We start from the raw sequence: 17,590 nt of genomic DNA, 5'->3' as shown, positions 1-17,590 counted from the left end.
ACATCCACACGTACTATGTCGTCGTCGGCGACGAACCCGTCCTCGTCCACAACAACAACGTCCCCTGCGTCACGGGACGAGTGACCAAAAAGACCCACTACGCCCAGGCGACGGTTCGAGACGCTGACGGTGCCTTGTTGGATAGGTATCCGCCTCGAAGTGGTGCAACGACTCCCCAAGAGGCCGCGATTGGGACGGGGCGCGTGCGGCAAGCAGTTCACACGGAGCATCGCGCCACCAGGGCGGCCGGTGGGGCTCCCGTTGTGGGCGATCGTGTCATTAAGAATGATCCCTTCTGGGGCACCTCTCCTGTCCCTGAGGGAGGAACTGTGAGTATCGCTGGGATCAAGGAACCTTGCGGAACCTGTCAAGGGCAGATGAAGGCCTCTGCTGAGGACACCGGTGCAAGGTTCGAGTACCATTGGCCCGATGGTCGCGGTGGAATGAACGAGTGGTCAACTGATGACTTCTGATTCGAATTCTAATGCTCCTGCTGCGACGAGATGATCGTGCTGATCAAACAGCCGGGCAACTGGCGGATGGTTGATGGAGAATCTGGAAGTGGCGGATTCACCGACCTGCGGAATTTGTGAAAAGGCGTTTGATGATCGGCATGGCGCCGATAGTCACGACAGGGGAGAGGATGTTGGCAAGAGAGTCGAGTACGTCGTAGTCGGCAGACGTGGTGGGCTCGCGGAAGTTCGAGAGAAGGACTCCGACTCGGTGGTTCGCAGGACTGACGCCAGCATGTTGGCTTTCAATCTGCAGGTCGAGGAGTCCACCTTGCTAGGCCGCCGCTACAGCTGTTGGGTGGTGCCCGCTGAGTATGGCGTTATCAGGAGCGATTTTCGACTGATAACCGAATAGCTCGGCGCGGCGGTCGAGCGTCTCCTCAGAGATGAATATTCTCGAGGTGGGTCAGCCGGCCGTGATTCGCCGTGGTCACGTCGTATATCGGACCTATCGGACCTAAATATCTGATCCGGTTGCGCTGATCAAAGGATGGGCTGTCACCAGGCGTCGATCGCGGGTCGGTTGGCGTTCGACTACCCGGACGATCAGGCTTGCCGGGTGTCTCACGAGGTGATCTATCAGTGGGTTACGCCCAACCGGGTTCCACCCTGCTCGGGAGCTGACCCCGCTGCCTCCCGGCCGTACCGCCCGTCGTGGCGGTGCCCGCCTGGCTCCGGCACCCCGGATCCGTGAGCCCCGCTACCTCGACGAACGCCCCGCAGAGGTCGCCGGACGGCAGGTCCCCGGGCACTGGGAGGGCGACCTCCCAGTGCACCGCTTCCGCTGTGGATCATGGGGATGATGCGGTGTTGATCGGTATCAAGGTGGTACGCAGTGGGGAGTGGAGGACTCACCGTGCATAGGTATATCTCAAACCCGGCTGGGTTGTACGGCCATGGCTGAACCGACTCAATTTGCTCGAGAATCCCTCACGAGTTTGGTGTCGCCCCCGCGCAGTTCGCCGGCGCATGCTGATTGGGCGCGAGTGGAGTCCAAGATGGGCACTGCGCTACCTGCCGATTACAAGTGGCTCATCGATCAGTTTGGGCAAGGAATTTTCGGAGACTTCCTTCATATCTTCCATCCCGAGTCTGATCCAAAGGCACTCGAGCTCGAATACCAGCATGAGCGAGCTACCTGGGCATTAGAGTATCTCTTGAATAGGGGACACGACTTCCGAGATTGCCTTCTGAGCTCTTGTCCTTTGGTCGTTCGGATAATGGTGACGTCCTGTACTGGATCAAAGATCCGGTACGGGCGCCCGACCGTTGGCGTGTTGGCGTGGGTGAGGCGAGAGGGTCAATCTGGGAAGAGTTCGATGGGGGTGCCGTGGAGTGGCTTGAATCGATATTCGCCAAGAAGATCCGCATGAAAACTTTTCCGCGGGATTTTCCTCGAAAAAGAGTAAGCTTTAAATTTATTTATGACAGGCGTTGATGATGCTTCAGCTCTAATTGCGAGTTGGACAGGACGTAGTTTCCCCCGTGGCCGTTGACAAGGACGAGGCGGTCGATGCCCTGGTGTCGTAGGGAGGTTTGGACGTCCGTGATGATGGCGTGGAGGGTGCTGGAGCTGATGCTCACGGTTCCCTTCCAGGCGGCGTGTTCGTGGGAGCAGGAGATTGTGACCGGCGGGAGCAAAAGCGTGGGGTAGCGGTCGGCCAGCGCGGATGCGATGGCGCTGGCGACGATCGTGTCCGTGGTCAGTGGCAGGTGCGGTCCGTGCTGTTCCATGCTGCCGATGGGCAGGATCGCGACTGTCGCGTTACGCCGCTTCTCATCAGATGCCGTCGCGGTGGTCCACAGGTTCACGGTGCCATTGTGCCGCTGAGGCGGTGGGCGAGGGCGTAGCGAGCACGGAAGTGTTCTACCTGAGGCTTGGCGAGGTGGGGAGCGAGCAGGACATCGACACGACGTAGTGCACGGGTAAGGCGCAGAGACCCTGCCTCTGCAGCCGAGAGGTCAAGGGACTTGAAGCGCTGGGAAGGGCTGGACCGGCCGCGGCACCCGACTCGCCGGTGCCGCGGCCGGTCCGGCAGTGACCGTCAGACGAGGCAGCCCACCCACTTGGGCGGCACATAGAAGTACGCCTCGTGCTGGACACCGAGCTCGTCGGTGGCGAGCAGGTATGCCTGTCCGTCGTAGTAGCTACCGGCCTGGAAGCACGGGACGGGGTTGGTCAGACAGAGCAGCTGGGTCTGGCTGGCTACGGCGCAGGTTTTGAACGACTCCTGGATCGGGATCGGACGGCTGTTGGCGTAGCGGTAGATGTCTACGCCCGCCGCCAGCGACCGCGGCACGCCGCCGACGCAGTCGAGGAACACCGAGAACACCACCGAGTTGCCGCTCAGGTACGGGCCGCCGCCGTAGACATAGCAGGTGATGTTCGTGTTCGTGGAGTTCCGGCCGGTCGGCTTCTTGCCCAGCACGAGCGGATTGCTCAGACCTGGTTTGTTGTCACGGCGATCGGCGGTTCCGGTGCCGGGAGGGTCGGTCTGCGGTGCGGCCGAGGCGGTGCCCGGTGTCGCCAGCACAGCGGCGACGAGCAGTGCTGCGGTGACGATGCCGGCGGTGCGCCGTAACGCCTGATACATGCGGGCTCCCCTTCGCGGTGGTCGGCCCGGCCGGGACGGCCGGTGCTGAGCGACATGAACCCACATGAGGTTGGATTCGGACTGGACGAAGTCTGGATCAGCCGCCTGTCGCGCGTACCGCTTCCCGCTGGGCCCGGGCGATGCCCTCGTGTGCGTGTTCCTGCTCGTCGTGGTCGCCGGTCGAGGTGGCGATCGCCAGCGCGACGGAGTGCCGGGCCGCGGCCTCGGTGGTACGGCCCACGGCCGTCAGAACGTCACCGAGGATGTTGAGCGCGCTCGCCTCCCCGTAACGATGCCCGATCGAACGCAGGATGCGGATCGCCACGGTCAGGTCGCCAATCGCCCGCGCGTGGTCGCCACGACTGCCGTGCACCCGGCCCAGGTTCGTGAGCGCGACGGCTTCGCCGTAGGCGTGTCCGGCCGTCCGAAAGATGTGGCGTGCGGCCGACAGATGCCTGGCCGCCTCGTCGCGTCGCCCGAGACTTGTGCACACGTCGCCGAGGTTCGTCAGGGCGCTTGCCGCTCCGACCTCGGCGCCGGACTCGCGGAACAGGGCGGCGGAGCGGAGCAGCTGATCGTACGCCTCGTCGAGGTGGCCCGGGCGGGTGTTGGCGTTGCCGAGGTTGACCAGCGTGGATGCTTCGCCGTACCGGTCGCCAGCCCGGCGATAGGCGGCGAGCGCGGCCTGTTGGTGCGCGGCGGCGTCGGCGCGGCCGAGACGTTCGTGGACAATGCCGAGGTTGGACAGGGCCCGGGCGGCGCCGAGTTGGTCGCCGCACCGGTCCAGGATCGCGACGGCCTCGGACAGGTGCGTCTCGGCGAGTTCGTAACGGCCGAGCAGCCGGTGTACGGCACCCACGTTCGTCAGCGCCACGCCGTGCCGGGCCGGGTCGCCGCTGTGCCGTGCCGCTTCGAGCGCGTAGCCGTGCAACGCCTCGGCGTGGGTGTAGCCGCCGCCCTCAAGGTGGCGGTAGAGCGTGGCGGCGAGATCGGTCGTGAACTGGGGCCGGTCGTGTTCCAGCCCGGCGGCGGCGGTGGCGACGAGGCCGGGCAGTTCCGCGTCCAGCCAGGCACGTGCCGCAGTCGCGTCCGGAAAGCTCTGCGCGCGAGCCACCGCCGGTCGATGTGCCCGGTCGGCGGGGTGCAAACGGTCCATCGCCGCCGCGGCCGTGGCGAGTAGGTGGTCGTGCAGCCGGTCGATGGCCCCGCCGGGATCGTCGTCGGCGGCCAGCTCGGCGGCGTACGCGCGCAGCAGGTCGTGCATGACGTAACGGCCGGGCGATTCGGCGCGTATGAGGTGCTTGCGGGCCAGCAGTTCGAGGTGCGGCGCGGCGTCGGTGCGCGTCATGGCGGCGAGCGCGGCGGCGGCGTCCCTGTCGAACGACGGGCCGGGATGCAGCCCGAGGTGCCGGAACAGCCGGGCCACCTCCGCTGGAAGCTGCCGGTAGGACCAGGAGAACACCACCCGTACAGCCGCCCGCACGTCACCACCCGGATCCAGTAACCGCAGGCGCCGCTGTCGGTCGGCAAGCTCGCTCACCAGACTGGCGAGCGGCTCTGCGGGCCGGAACGCCGCCAGTTCGGCCGCGACCCGCAGGGCCAGCGGGAGGCGTGCACACTGCCGAGCCAGCGCGGCTGAGGCCTCCGGTTCCTGATCGACGCGTACGCCGACGAGCGAGCGCAGCAGCACCAGCGCCTCCGGGGCGGAGAGCAGGTCCAGCATGAGGCGGCGGGCGCCGTGCAGGGCGACCAGTCCGGCGAGGCTGTCCCGGCTGGTGATGATGACCGTGGCGGCTCCCGTACCCGGGATCAGGGGCCGGACCTGGTCGACGGAGGCGGCGTTGTCGAGCAGGATCAGCAGGCGACGGCCCGCTGTCTCGGCCCGGTACCGGGCGGCCCGGCGGTCGAGGTCGGTCGGAATGTCTGCGGCCGGGACGCCAAGGGACTCCAGGAGGTGTCCGAGCGCGGACCTGGCCGACACGGGGCGGCGCACATCGTAGCCGCGCAGGTCCAGGTGCAGTTGCCCATCGGGAAACCGGTCACGTCTGCGGTGCGCCCACCGCACCGCCAGGGTCGTCTTGCCGACGCCGGCGGTGCCGCAGACGACGCCGATCCGGATCGCCGTGGCCTGGTCGCCTATTAACTCGTCCAGGGCGGACAGCTCGGCCTCGCGCCCGGTGAAGCCAGCGGCCTCCGCCGGGAGCTGGTTGACCGGCGGCGCGGTGGGGGCCGTGCCGGCCAGCCCATCCACCGGCGGTGCGGGCGCCTCGTCATCGAGTACGCGTAGGTAGGCCGCGACGAGGTCCGGTCCTGGGCCGACGCCCAGTTCCTCGGCCAGGTGCCGGCGCGCGACGTCGTAGGCAGTCAACGCCTCGGCGCGCCTACCGATGGCGTTATACGCCAGGATCAGCCGCGCTTGCACCGCCTCGTCCAGCGGGTGTGCCGCCGCTTCCTCACGCAGCACCGGCAGGGCCCGATCGCCGGATCCCATGGCCAGCATCACGTCGGCGTAGCGGGCCACCGCCGCGCGGCGCTCGTCGAGCAGCGAACGGACAATCGGATGCCCGGCGAGCGCGGGCACATCGGCGAACGGTGCTCCCTGCCACATGTCGAGCGCGTCGGCGAGCTGTGCTGCGACGCCCCGCCTGTCGCCGTGGCGGTCAGCCTCCGCTGCGGCGGCCAGCAGGTCGTGGAACCTGTCGAGGTCGACCGCGCCGGCCGGCAGTCGTAGCGCGTACCCGCCCCCGGCAAAGGGCAGAACCGTGCTGGGCGTGTGAGCTCGCCGGCCGGGTTCGAGGAGCCGGCGTAGATGCTTCACGTGGGTCTGGATCACGTTCGCGGCGCTGGGGGGTGCCTGCTCGCCCCACACCACGTCGACGATGCGTGAACCCAGCAGCGGACGGCCTCCCGCGAGCACCAGCAGGCCGAACACGGTGCGACGGCCGGTCGGACCGAGGTCGATCTCCGTGCCATCGCGCCAGAGCCGGGTGGGACCGAGCACCTGGATGACAAGCAATCCGCACTCCCTCGTAGCAATGCCCGAGGTCTCCATTGTGGTGCGGGATTCGGTCGGATTCCAGATCGATGGACGTGGCTGTGCTCTGAGGGCCGGACGGTCGTCAGGGGGCACGTCGGGAAGGCTTGGCTCAACAGGCGCACCGCCGACGGGTGGGGCTGGGACTACACCGGATCGATCGCACCCGGGGCGCACCCAGCGCCCGACGAGATCCACCTCACCGACCTCAACGGTGACCTCCGCGCCGACTACCTGCTGGTCGACTCGGCCGGTCGGGTCTGGGCCTGGCTCAACGGCTACAGCGACAACCGCTTCACCTGGCGCTTCGACGGCATGGTCGCCTCCGGGGTCGGAGCGAGCGGCACCCAGGTCCGCTTCGCCGACCTCAACGGGGACCGACGGGCGGACTACCTGGTAGAGACCCCGGACGGCCAGATCAAGGCGTGGACCTTCCACGGGTACGTCGTCAACCAGCAGTCCGACACCCCGATGCCCGACGCGCCGAACACCCCAGGCAGCGGCGTGGGAATCGACCCCTGCCTTCTGGAAGTAGCGAACCGGCAGGACTGCTGAGCGGCAGCCGGCCAGGGCCCCGGGGAACGACGTCGATCTTCGGGCCCTGACCGGGTCGTCCCCCGTCAGCTTCGAGGAAGAAACGCTGTCCGTTGAGTATGCCCTTTTCGTCGTGATGGTGCTGGCCACGGTGGCTGCCGGGGAGACTGTGTCGACATAGGACGACGCTCCCGGTAAGACAGCAATCGACCAGGAGCCGATGCCCCAACCGGGAGCCTCGCTGTGCTGTCTTATCCGGCCGCGGTCGCCTCGTCCAGCCGCACCCTGAACCACCTGGCAGACCTCATCCGTACCGAACGCACCCACCGCCTCGGCCGGTGGCGACGTCTTGATGCCGGCCGGAAGGCCCTGCTTGCTCTGGCCCATCTGCGTAACCCGCCGATCCTGCTGGCCTCTCCCGAAGCGTCGATCTTCCAGGAGCGGCCCGCCCACGACCGGTCCGGATGATGTGCGCGACGTGCTCACCGGCCGGGCCAACCCGGGTTAACCGGTGCTGACGTATGGCGTCGTAGTCGGTCGGTGGTCGCAAACGGCGAGGACCCTGCCGGCCCGGCCCCGCGTCCGGACCGCGCCGGCCGTCTGCTCCTTCGCTCATCACGACCGACACGTGCCGAGCCAAGCGGCGGCGGACGCGGGACAACCGGTATGTCCCGATGGACCCCAGGCTCCGTAACCGGAAAGGCGATCTACCAGCGGGTACGTGACGTGGCCGACCTCGGGATGATCCGCTGGCTTAACGAAGGCTTCCTAGCGTCCGGATTGATCAACCCCACACCCGGAGGCCTGATGAGCCAGACCCGCAGGGGCTTTCTCCGTCGCGTCGGTATCGCCGGTGGTGCCGGCGTCATGCTGCACAGCATGGGCGCGCTCGGTTTGACCAGCGCCCACGCCGCGGAGACACCACCGTTCACACCACCGAAGAAGAGCGACCTCGGCCGGCACGGCCGCAAGACGGTCATCGTGATGGGCGGTGGCATCGCCGGTCTCACCGCGGCCTACGAACTACTCAAGGGCGGGTACGACGTCACCGTCCTGGAGGGGCGCGACCGGCCCGGCGGCCGTAACCGGACCGTCCGGGGCGGCGACACCATCACCGATCTCAAGGGGCAGACCCAGCGGGCGACCTTCTCCAAGGGCCAGTACATGAACGCCGGCCCCGGCCGCATCCCGCAGATGCACGTGACGATCGACTACTGCCGGGAACTCGGCGTCCCGATCGAGGTCTTCACCAACCAGAACGCCGACGCCTTCCTCTACCGCGAGAACGTGCCGGGTGCCCTCAACGGCGTCCCGGTCCGGCACCGGGCCGCCAAGGCGGACGCCTACGGGTACACGGCCGAGCTGCTCGCGAAGGCGACCGACCAGGGCTCGCTCGACCAGTACCTCACCGCCGAGGACAAGGAGCGCCTCCTGGCCTACCTGCGCAGCGTCGGTGCCATCGGGCCCCGGGTCGCCGGCGACCCGGCGGCCAGCTTCCGGTACACCGGCGGCGGGCGGCGCGGCTACGCCACGCAGCCGGGCGCCGGCCTGGAGTCGGGCACCACCATCCCGCCGTACGCGATGTCCGACCTTCTCGCCTCGACCGTGGGCAACTACTTCTCGTTCGAGATGGGCTTCGACCAGGCGATGATGATGTACCAGCCGGTCGGTGGGATGGACAAGATCGCCTACGCCTTCGCCGCGGCGATCGGTGCCCGCCGGATGCGGTACAACGCCGAGATCGTCGAGTACCGCAACACGACCTCGGGCGTCGAGGTCGTGTACACCACCCCGGCCGGTCCGAAGAAGGCGTTCGCCGACTTCGCGATCAACACCATCCCGCCGCACATCGCCGCGAGGATCAGTTCCAACCTGCCCACGGCGGTCGTCACCGCCCTCGGGTCGGTGAGCGTCACCAACGCCGGCAAGATCGGCATCGAGTACGACCGCCGGTGGTGGGAGGAGGACTTCCGCATCTACGGCGGCATCACGAACGCCAACACCAACCTCGGGAACATGTGGCACCCGTCGTACGGCTACAACGGCGAGCGGGGCACCATGATCGGCTACTACAACACCGGCGGGAACGCGAACTTCTACGGCAACCTGACCCCGGCGGAGCGACTGGCCGAGGCGGTACGGCAGGGCAAGAAGATATTCGGTGACGTGTACGGCGAGGGGATCACCGCCTCCTACTCCCGGGACTGGGCCTCCACGCGGTTCTCCGAGGGGGCGTGGGTCGGCTGGCCCGGCGCCATCGGTGGGCAGACCGGTGCCGCGTACCGCAGTCTCCTGGAGCCGACCGGCAACGTCTACTTCGCCGGCGACCACCTCAGCCACGCCATCGCCTGGCAGCACGGCGCGATGGTCTCCGCCCGTGTCGCCGTCGAATCCCTGCACGCCCGCGTCACGGCCGCATGAGCACGCCGGCCACCCCCGGTCGCCCCCACAGAAAGGTCCCCACCGTGCGCCGAAGCGCCATCCTCGTCCCCGCCGCCGTCGTCCTCCTCGCCATCCCCACCGGCGCCGTCGCCGGCGGGCTGTTCCCGCCCCGGCCCGGTACCACCGTCACCCTGCTCCCCGCCGGACAGGACAACCCCTCGATCGCCGACGGCGTGGCCATCGGCAAGGGCACCGCGCTCTACAAGACCAGCGGGCTCGGCCCGGCCGCCCTCAACCCGGCCGCACCGGCCGGGTCGGAGGCGCGTTACATCGACACCGAGGTGTTCCCCGGCGGTGTGCTGCCGCCGGGCGTGACCATCACCGAGGCGCAGGGCATCAACGTGCTGCGCCGGATCGGGGAGAACCTCGCCCGCGCGGGCCTGACCTACCAGGACGTCATCAGCATGCGGGTGTTCCTCCAGAACCCCGCCGGCCAGGAGCGGATGGACTTCAACGGCTGGAACCGGGCGTACCGCCAGTTCTTCGCCAACACCAGCCTGTTGACCGGCAAGCCGGTGCTCGTGCCGCTCGGGTCGGCCGCCCCGGCCCCGCCGATGGTGGTCAACCCCGCCCGGCCGTCGCGGTTCGCGCTCGAGATCGAGAACCTGCCGGTCAACGGCTGGCTGGTCGAGGTGGAGGTGGACGCCGCCTACCCCGCGAAGAACGAGTGACCCCCCGTCACAGGCGCACCGTCGACCGGCCGCTCCAAGGTCATGGAGCTGGACCGGATCGACCTCGCCTGATCCGGCACGCCTGATCCGGCACCCCTCCGACGGGCCTCGGTCGATCCGCCGCGATCGGCCGGGGTCCGTCCGTGGGTGTCGGTAGCCGGTGGCGGGGGCGGCCGTCGCCGCCCGGCCGCCCGGCAGGCCCCGGCTCACGTTCTCCCCTGCCGGTACGCGGCCAGCGTCCGGGAGATCGGCATGCCGGTCTGTCTCTCCAGTCGCCCGGTCCAACAAGATCCTCCACGGATACGTAGCACGCATCCTCGGGGAGACGTCGGAGCAGATCTGCATCTTCGTTGCCGAAGGCGTGCGGTACTTCGACGAACTCGCAGCCACCGAGCCACAAGCCTTCGCCGCACGTCGCGACGCGGCAACGTCCACCCTGGCCGACCTGCAACAGAGCCCCGCCGATCCGCGCCCTGAACTGCCAGCACAGGTACGCCAGCACGCACAAGCAACTATCGACGTCGACAAGTGCCTGCGGGTAGTCGACAGGGAAGGCATCAGCCGAGGCATGAAGCTCACCAACTACGCGACGTAACGGTGGAGGCGGTCCGGCGACGTGCGGATCTGCCGATGAGCCTGTACTCGCTCCGGACTTGCCGCTGACCGGTGACGGCGGGACCCGCACTCATGCCGGGAACGGCTCCATGTGCCCGCTCCACCCTCGACCGACTACTCTGCCGGCCATGAGCAACGCGGCCGGGGCGAAGGCGACCCGCGAGGAAGAGATCGCGTTTCTGGCCATGGAGCAGGTGCTCGGGGTCGACATCAAGCTCGCGGATGCCGGCGCTGGCGACAAGATGCCCGACGGCTCTTGGGTATACCCTGACGGCCAGGAGCGCCACGGCATCGTCGAGGTCACCTCGCCCCCGGCCGCAAGCCTGATGGTGCGATGGGCGCGCGCGAGAAGGGCGGGACTGCCCCAGACCGAGAGCGGATCGATCCCCTTGCGCTTGAACGAGCTCGCGCAGGTGTGCGATGAGATGCTCGCGGCGGACTGGGCTCGGGGGAACATCCACAAGCTCCTGGCCCAACCGGCCGATGAGCGGCATCTCTTCCTCTTTGGGCGGCGTCACGAGGAGGAGCACTACTTCTTCCGACTGTCCGATCTTGATGACGACGGGAAAACCGAGCCCGTCGATAACCTTGTCCTCCCGCAGGGCATCTCGGACGTATGGTTCCGGGGCCGGGCACGGCTGGACGGTGACCAACCACGTGACCAACCAGTGGGCACGGTGGAACTCAGGTTGGCGCGGTTCCACGCGGAGTCGGGTTGGCACCGCTACGTGGTCCGGATCGAGGAGCGGCACCTGCCGACCCCCAATCGGCATATCACCGATGATCGAGTTCCCGCTGGATGGCGACATCCCAAAGTTCGATCTACCAGGCCGGCCGATGACTGAGGCCGACTGGGTCGGCAATCACGTATCGGGTGCAGGCCTGCTCGTGCCGCGGATCATCGTGCCAGCGGTCTGATCCGCGAGCGGCCCACCGCTGGACGCCGAACCCGTCCTCATCTGGCTCCCCTCTGTGTCAAGACACCGCCGGGAGGAGGGTTCTATCCTGGGTGGCGGCGGGTCCGGGAAGTGACTTCTCCGAAGAGCCGGCTGGGGGATGGGAGTCGGTCGCGTTGGAGCCAGTTGTCGTTCCCCGGTGTCCTCCCGGGCTCGCCGCCGTGGCCACCGCATCGTTGATCATGCACCCGAGGCCGGGTGGCACGTGCGCCGGGCGTGGTTCCCGGCCGAACTGGCCATCCACCGAGTCGACGCCCTGGCATGGGCCCCGGCTGAATTCCGGAAGCATGGCGTGTACCTGTCCGTGCACGACCTGGCTGCGGCGTGAGCGGGTCGGACGGCGTCCTGATGGGGCGCCTGGAACTCGAACGCGCGTTCACTCACCTGGGCGACCGGCTTGTCCGTCGCGGGGTCGTCGCCGACATCTTCGTCGTGGGTGTTGCCGCGGTGGCGCTCGCCTACGACGCGAAACGGGTCACCAGGGACGTGGACGCGATGTTCGTCCCGCACGGAGTCGTCCTTGATGAGGCGCGTGCAGTGGCCGTCGAACTAGGCCTGCCGCCGTGGTGGCTCAGCGAGCAGGCCAGCCCAGATCGCCGCGGTGCCGGTGACAGCGGCCACCGTGGCCCCGACCGCTACGGCGAGGACGAGGGTCAGCACCGGCCGTGGCCAACGCTGCCGCGCTGCGGCCGGAAGGCCGAGAAGGATAGCGGTCGACCAGACGATCCAGGGCGGACCGTCGAACGCCGGACCCGGCGGGTCGAGCGGCGCATACGCCATCGCCGGGACCAGCACCGCCACGGTGAAATGGGCTCGATGGAACGGGCAGGTCCGGTGGTTCGATGGTCATGGGGTGTGTGCGGGACGCCGCGATCGAGCGGTGCGGTGTGGGCGCGGCGTCCGGCGTCGCACCCACACCCGCCGTCGGTCAACCGACCGTACAGCCCACCACCGGCGTCGGGTCGCTGCCGGTCGAGGAAGCCAGGAAGCCGAAGCTAGCCGAGCCGCCCGGGGCCAGGCCGCCGTTCCAACTCACGTTCCGTGCGCTCACCGCCGTTCCGGTCTGGGTGACCGTGGCGTTCCAGGCCTGCGAGACCTGCTGGCCGCTGTCGAGGCGGAACGTCGCGGTCCACGCCGTCGTCGTCGCCGTCGTGTCGTTACGGATGCTCACCTCGCCCTGGAAACCTCCCGACCACCGGGAGACCACCCGGTACGTCGCCGTGCATTGGCTGTTGCCGGGCGGGGGTGTCGACGGTGTCGGGGGAGGGGTGACCGAGGGGGTCGGACTCGGCGACGAGGTGGGCGGAACGGTACCGCCGAGCAGTTGCGCGAGCGCGGGATGGAAGCGGTTGGCGATCTTCCGGAATCCCGAGTCGTTCGGGTGCACCCCGTCGCCGGTGTCCGTGGCCGCGTTGAAGCCGGTCCACTGGTCCACGACGACGATGGGTGACTGGGCGGTGGTGAGACCGGCGGCCCAGCCGGGGATCCGGCTGTTGAGCGTGATGGTGTCGGCGGGGCAGGTCTGGCAGCCGTGGTGCGGGATGATCTGCGACACGATGATCTTCATGTCGGGGTTGTTTGCGCGCATCTGCCCGACCAGCTTGGTGAACGCGGCGAGGATCGTGTCCATGGACTGCCAGCCACCCCAGAGGTCGTTCGTGCCGAGGTGCATCACGACGACATCCGGTCGTGCGGCGCTCAACCAGGGCGGGAGCTGGTTGTTGTCGGCGATGCCGACTGCGGAGAAGCCGCCGTGGCCCTCGTGGTCGCTGTCGTAGGGAAAACCGTAGTTGCAGCTACCGCCGTCGGAGGCGCCGCCGACGAAGTCGATGTTCTGGTGGCCGTCGGTCTGCAACTGGTTCCACAACAGGGCACGCCAGCAGCCGGGGCCCGCGGTGATCGAGTCACCGAGCGGCATGATCCTGACCGGCGTCGCCGCCGTCCGGTGGGGAGCCGACTGCACCGGGGTGCCGGGGAGCGCCACCGTGCACGCCAGGATCGTGGTGATCGCGGCGAGCACCGCGTACGGGAAGGTCTTTCGCGACATCGGAGGCCTCCTACGGAGTCACGGTGAGCAGGTGGGCGCGGTGACCCTCGCCGTAGCTCCTGGGGTAGGTGACCGTGCAGCCCGAGGCCGCGGCCGAGGCGGGCAGGGTGGCGGCGGTCAGGCTGGCGGCCACCAGCGTGCCGGCCGCCGCCGACGCCAGCGGGGCGTGACGACGTGTCATAGAGGCTCTCCTGAGTACCTAGAGGGGAGCGTCGATGGGAGCGCATCTCAGAGCTTCGTCATTCACGTTCATCAGGTCAAGCTGATCGGTGTAATTGGCGGAGGGTGCCCTGGCCGGCGGCGCAGCCGTCGGGCCGCGCGAAGGCCGACGCGGGTGACACTGTCGGCCTTCGCGCCCTACCGGTTACGGCTCAGACCGCGGTGAGGTGCAGCACGAGCGCCTGGGCCGGCCAGAGGGTGGGCAGCTGGAGGCCGACCTCGGTGAGCACTCGGCCCGGGACGACGACCGGCGTCCTGCCCACCCACGCCGGGGTGACCCATCCCCACCGCGCCGTGCCGATCTCGTCCCGCAGGCGCAGCGAGTATCGGCGCTCCGGGTCGAGACCGTCCAGCCGCAGCCGCTCGACCAGCGCCTCCTCGCACGAGCTGACCGTGCACACGGTGAACACCGCCTCGCCGCGGTCGGGGGCGACCACGCCGCGCACCCGCAGTGCCGGGTCGAGCACGTCCGGGTGCACCACGGTGCCGGTGTGCAACAGCTCGCGGAGTTCCTTGTAGAGGCCGGCGAACGAGGCGATCCTGTCGGTCTCCTCTTCCGAGCATCCCAGGATGTCCCACTCGAAGCCTGCCGAGCCCTGCAGGGCGGTGGCCATGCGGTAGGACAGTGTGGTGGCGCGGCCCGACGAGTGCGCGGGGGAGGGGCCGACGTGAGCGCCGACGAGCTCCGGCGGCAGCAGGAGTTCCGTCCAGCGCTGGATGTCCTGCCGTTCGACGGGGTCGTTGGAGTCCGACGCCCACACCCGGTCGGTGCGCGCGAGGATGCCGAGGTCGGTGCGGGCCCCGCCCGAGGAGCACGACTCGATCTCGAGGCTCGGGTGGTCGGCCTTGAGGCGCTCGATCAGTCGGTACGCGGCGAGCGTCTGCGCGTGCGTGCCGGGTTCCCCGTCGTGCACCGGTTCGACCAGGTCTCGATTGTGGTCCCACTTGACGAAGTCGATGCCGAGCGGGCCGATCAGCGCGGACAGCTGCGCCCGCACATGCTCCCAGGCGTCGGGGTGGGCCAGGTCGAGCACGTACTGGGTGCGGAAGGACAGCCCTGCGGGCGACGGAACCGACGCCGGGTTGGCGAGCAGCCAGTCCGGGTGCGCGCGGGCCAGCTCCGAGTCGAGGTTGACCATCTCGGGCTCGAACCACAGCCCGAACTGCATGCCGAGTGAGTGGACGAGGTCCGCCAGGGGTTCGAGTCCCTGCGGCCACACCGTCGGGTCGACCTGCCAGTCGCCCAGCCCTGCGGTGTCGTCGCGGCGGCCGAGGAACCAGCCGTCGTCGAGCACGAAGCGCTCTATGCCCACGGCGGCGGCCCGGCGCGCGAGCTGTTCCAGGCGCGCGGGGTCGTGCTGGAAGTAGACCGCCTCCCACGTGTTGAGCACGAGCGGCCGGGGGGTACGGGGATGCTGGGACCGCGCGCGCATCCAGGTGTGGAAGCGGTCCGCGACACCATCGAGACCGGCGGCGGACCACGCGAAGTACGCCGTGGGGGTGCGGTACGACGCGCCGGACGCCAGCCTCACCTCCCCGGGACGCAACAGCTCGCCGGCGCCGAGCAGCGTGACGTGCTCCGTCACCCGGTCAGTCCGGTGGCGGACGTCGGCACTCCAACCGAGGTGGACCGCCCACACCTCACCCCGGCGGTTGCGCGGCGCCCCGATCGACGCGAGCGTCACCCAGGGTGCGTCGTGCCCGCCACGGCCGCGACGCGATTCGCGCGTGGTCGTCCCCCGGGGCATGGCCGTGGTGAGCGGCGCCTTCTCCCGAGTCCAACGCCCGGAGAAGGCGGTGAGGTGGTCGGCGGTCTTCGGCACCGGGAGCGTCGCCTCCAGCCATGCCACCTCCACGTCCCCGGCACCATCGTTGATCAGCTCGTGGTGCAGGAGCGCCAGCCCGCCGGCGCCGAGCTCCACCTGGATGCGCAGGGTCAGGCCGGCGTCGGCGTCGGTCGCGGTGACGCGCACGGAGCCGGTGTCCTCGTGCTCGACCCGCGACGTCCAGCGCGGATAGAGGGGACGGCCGTCGCGGGTGGCGAGCAGTCCCGGTCGGCCGGACCAGCCGTTCGCCTCCTCGGGCACGATCGGTAGGCGCCAGGCGGCGTCCAGCGTGCCGGGCGTCGTCTGACGGCTGGTGGCCCGGTCCAGGGCGTCGAGGTCGCTGGCCTCCAGCGGGCCGAGGTCGGCGCCCCAGTGCAGGACGGCGGGCAGGCCGGTTGCGGGATGGGCGAGGATGATGGCGACGCCGTCGCGGCGCAGTACTGTCCAGGCGGCGTGCGGTTCGGGGGTGCGTGGGGACGACATCTCTCTCCTGGCTCTCGTCGGGCGGGACCGGGCGGGGTGGAGGGGTCGCGTCAGGCGGGCGTCCTGGCGATGTGCTCCACGGTGACGCTGCGCAGGACGTGGAGGGCGCCACCGATGGCGGCGGCGGTGTCCACGTTGGCGGACAGGAGGACGCGGGGCCGGCTGAGCGCCCGGCTGAGCGCGTGGCGGGTCAGCTCCGCCTCGATGAACTGCTGGTAGAGCGGGCCGGCGTTGACGAGGGCGGGTCCGGCCAGCACGACGGTGTCGAGATCGAAGAGATTCACCATGGTCACCGCCGTGCGGCCGGTCCAGCGGGCGGACTGCTGGAGGATCCTCGTGGCGTCCGGGTCGCCCGCCTGCCACGCGCGCACGACGCGCCCGAAGTCGGCGAGGGTGTCCTCCTCGTGGGCCCTGATGCCGAGGCGCTCGGCGAGGTCGGGACGGGCGAGCACCTGCGCGACGACCGTGCGTGGGCCGGCCTCGGCCTCGGCGCAGCCACGGTTGCCGCAGACGCAGGGGGCGCTGGCGCCCATGAGCGCCACGTGCCCTATCTCGACGGCGTTCGAGGCGCGACCGCGGTAGGCGTTGCCGTCCGCCACGATGCCGCCGCCCAGGCCGGAACCCAGGTAGATGAGCCCGAACGTGTCGGTCGGCACCGTGCCGGACCACTGCTCGCCGGTGGCCGCCGCCGTCGCGTCGTTCTCCAGCAGGACGGGTAGGCCGAGCCGGTTCGACAGTGTCGACGTCAGGGGGTACTGGAGCCAGTCGGGCGTGGGATGGGCCATCAGGAGCATGCCGCGCTCGCGGTCCTGAGGTCCGTGGGTGACCAAACCGACGCCGAGGACCCGCTCGCGCGGCACGCCCGTGCGGTGCACCAGGTCGTCGACGTGGTCGGCCAGGGTGGAGACGGCCGCATCCGGCCCGCTGGTCCCGGTGCCGCGGAAGCCGGCGGTCGCGACCCGCCGGCCGGCGAAGTCGATCACGACGATCGTCGTCGTGGTGCGGTCGAACTGGACTCCGACGGCGTACCAGGCATCCGCCTCCAGCTCCAGCAGGCGCCGGGGCTGGCCCCGGCCCTGCTGCTCACGGCCCACCTCGCGGACGAGGCCTCCGTCGATCAGACGGCGGACCACGTGGGTGATCCTGGCCTGCGTGAGGCCGGAGAGCGCGGCGAGCTCCACCCGGCTGAGCGTGCCGCGGGTGCGCAGGAGATCGAGCATCCGCCCGGCCGTGGTGACGCGACCATCGTCGTTGCGGAGCATGCCGCGAGCCCTCCTAGATCCGGCCGGGAGCTGGAGCCGGGCTGATCACTCCCGCTCATATGTTCATCAGATCAACTAAATGGCGCAAGGGTCGACGGCGGCGGCCTCCGGCCCGGCGAAGCCGATGAGTCGGGGTCGTCGCGGTGTGGTCGGGCTGGACGACGGCGTGCCGGGTGGCTGCCTCCAGCTCGGACGGACACCGGCGACAATCCCGGCGGGTGCGCTGCTCGTGGTCCGTCTGGCGGATGCGGCGACTCCTCGGCGGGGCGGTCCGTCCCCGACCGTGGCCGGGGCGGGCGGCTGCGACCAGCCGTCCGTCGGTCCCGGAGCGGGAACTTATCGAGATCGATCCACCTCATGCATTGACTGAGTAAATTTAGTCGCTTAAGAATACA

The 17,590-nt window shown here is 69.2% G+C and carries 14 protein-coding genes and 3 pseudogenes; 9 read left to right on the top strand and 8 right to left on the bottom strand.

The features are described 5' to 3' along the window. Positions 1-80 precede the first annotated feature (80 nt). From AWW66_RS36420 to AWW66_RS36415, 3 genes and pseudogenes are all read left to right on the top strand, one after another. Positions 81-473, top strand: a complete 393-nt coding sequence (locus AWW66_RS36420; protein ID WP_425413273.1) for a hypothetical protein — start codon at positions 81-83, stop codon at positions 471-473. A gap of 73 nt (positions 474-546) precedes the next feature. Continuing rightward, positions 547-867 (top strand): hypothetical protein, encoded by a 321-nt coding sequence (locus AWW66_RS12380; RefSeq protein ID WP_157527418.1) that lies wholly within the window; start codon positions 547-549, stop codon positions 865-867. Between the two features lie 132 nt (positions 868-999). Further along, positions 1,000-1,285 (top strand): annotated as a pseudogene (locus AWW66_RS36415) (IS30 family transposase); the annotation flags it as partial. Between the two features lie 688 nt (positions 1,286-1,973). Here AWW66_RS36415 and AWW66_RS32680 read toward each other — a convergent pair. The 3 genes and pseudogenes from AWW66_RS32680 to AWW66_RS12365 form a co-directional block, all read right to left on the bottom strand. Beyond that, positions 1,974-2,324: pseudogene (locus AWW66_RS32680) on the bottom strand (creatininase family protein); the annotation flags it as partial. Positions 2,325-2,557: 233 nt separating this feature from the next. Next, the gene (locus AWW66_RS12370) at positions 2,558-3,106 is read right to left on the bottom strand and encodes a hypothetical protein (protein WP_067364522.1); all 549 of its coding nucleotides are present in this window, start codon (positions 3,104-3,106) and stop codon (positions 2,558-2,560) included. A gap of 97 nt (positions 3,107-3,203) precedes the next feature. Then, the gene (locus tag AWW66_RS12365) at positions 3,204-6,122 is read right to left on the bottom strand and encodes an AfsR/SARP family transcriptional regulator (RefSeq protein WP_245648200.1); all 2,919 of its coding nucleotides are present in this window, start codon (positions 6,120-6,122) and stop codon (positions 3,204-3,206) included. Between AWW66_RS12365 and AWW66_RS36220 the strand changes: the two genes are divergently transcribed. The 6 genes and pseudogenes from AWW66_RS36220 (at position 6,078) to AWW66_RS12345 (ending at position 11,247) form a co-directional block, all read left to right on the top strand. Beyond that, a complete protein-coding gene (locus AWW66_RS36220; RefSeq protein WP_083978429.1) occupies positions 6,078-6,695 on the top strand; it encodes an FG-GAP-like repeat-containing protein in 618 nt (205 codons plus the stop codon). The genes AWW66_RS12365 and AWW66_RS36220 overlap by 45 nt on opposite strands. Before the next feature lie 222 nt (positions 6,696-6,917). Next, positions 6,918-7,070 (top strand): annotated as a pseudogene (locus tag AWW66_RS32670) (IS5/IS1182 family transposase); the annotation flags it as partial. Between the two features lie 411 nt (positions 7,071-7,481). Beyond that, complete coding sequence (locus tag AWW66_RS12355) at positions 7,482-9,095, top strand: flavin monoamine oxidase family protein (protein ID WP_067364512.1); 1,614 nt, start codon at positions 7,482-7,484, stop codon at positions 9,093-9,095. Positions 9,096-9,139: 44 nt separating this feature from the next. Then, positions 9,140-9,787: a Rid family hydrolase gene (locus AWW66_RS12350; protein ID WP_211271923.1), complete on the top strand. Its 648-nt coding sequence runs from the start codon at positions 9,140-9,142 to the stop codon at positions 9,785-9,787. Positions 9,788-10,148: 361 nt separating this feature from the next. Further along, positions 10,149-10,382 (top strand): hypothetical protein, encoded by a 234-nt coding sequence (locus AWW66_RS33660; protein ID WP_157527414.1) that lies wholly within the window; start codon positions 10,149-10,151, stop codon positions 10,380-10,382. A 148-nt stretch (positions 10,383-10,530) separates the two neighbouring features. Further along, positions 10,531-11,247 (top strand): hypothetical protein, encoded by a 717-nt coding sequence (locus AWW66_RS12345; RefSeq protein ID WP_067364506.1) that lies wholly within the window; start codon positions 10,531-10,533, stop codon positions 11,245-11,247. 660 nt (positions 11,248-11,907) lie between these two features. Here the strand turns inward: AWW66_RS12345 and AWW66_RS12340 are convergent. The 5 genes from AWW66_RS12340 to AWW66_RS12325 form a co-directional block, all read right to left on the bottom strand. Continuing rightward, positions 11,908-12,159: a hypothetical protein gene (locus tag AWW66_RS12340; protein WP_067364503.1), complete on the bottom strand. Its 252-nt coding sequence runs from the start codon at positions 12,157-12,159 to the stop codon at positions 11,908-11,910. Between the two features lie 127 nt (positions 12,160-12,286). Continuing rightward, positions 12,287-13,405 carry a cellulose binding domain-containing protein gene (locus AWW66_RS12335; RefSeq protein WP_067364500.1) on the bottom strand — a complete coding sequence of 373 codons (1,119 nt, stop codon included), beginning with the start codon at positions 13,403-13,405 and terminating at the stop codon, positions 12,287-12,289. A gap of 10 nt (positions 13,406-13,415) precedes the next feature. Beyond that, the gene (locus AWW66_RS33655) at positions 13,416-13,586 is read right to left on the bottom strand and encodes a hypothetical protein (protein WP_157527412.1); all 171 of its coding nucleotides are present in this window, start codon (positions 13,584-13,586) and stop codon (positions 13,416-13,418) included. A gap of 190 nt (positions 13,587-13,776) precedes the next feature. Continuing rightward, complete coding sequence (locus AWW66_RS12330; protein ID WP_067364498.1) at positions 13,777-15,933, bottom strand: alpha-galactosidase; 2,157 nt, start codon at positions 15,931-15,933, stop codon at positions 13,777-13,779. A gap of 50 nt (positions 15,934-15,983) precedes the next feature. Continuing rightward, a complete protein-coding gene (locus AWW66_RS12325) occupies positions 15,984-17,195 on the bottom strand; it encodes an ROK family transcriptional regulator (RefSeq protein ID WP_067364495.1) in 1,212 nt (403 codons plus the stop codon). Between the last annotated feature and the right edge of the window lie 395 nt (positions 17,196-17,590).

Source organism: Micromonospora rosaria (genome assembly GCF_001567585.1).
Lineage (GTDB): Bacteria > Actinomycetota > Actinomycetes > Mycobacteriales > Micromonosporaceae > Micromonospora > Micromonospora rosaria.
The sequence above is the reverse complement of the archived record's forward strand: the minus strand, read 5'-3'. Positions and strand labels throughout refer to the sequence as shown.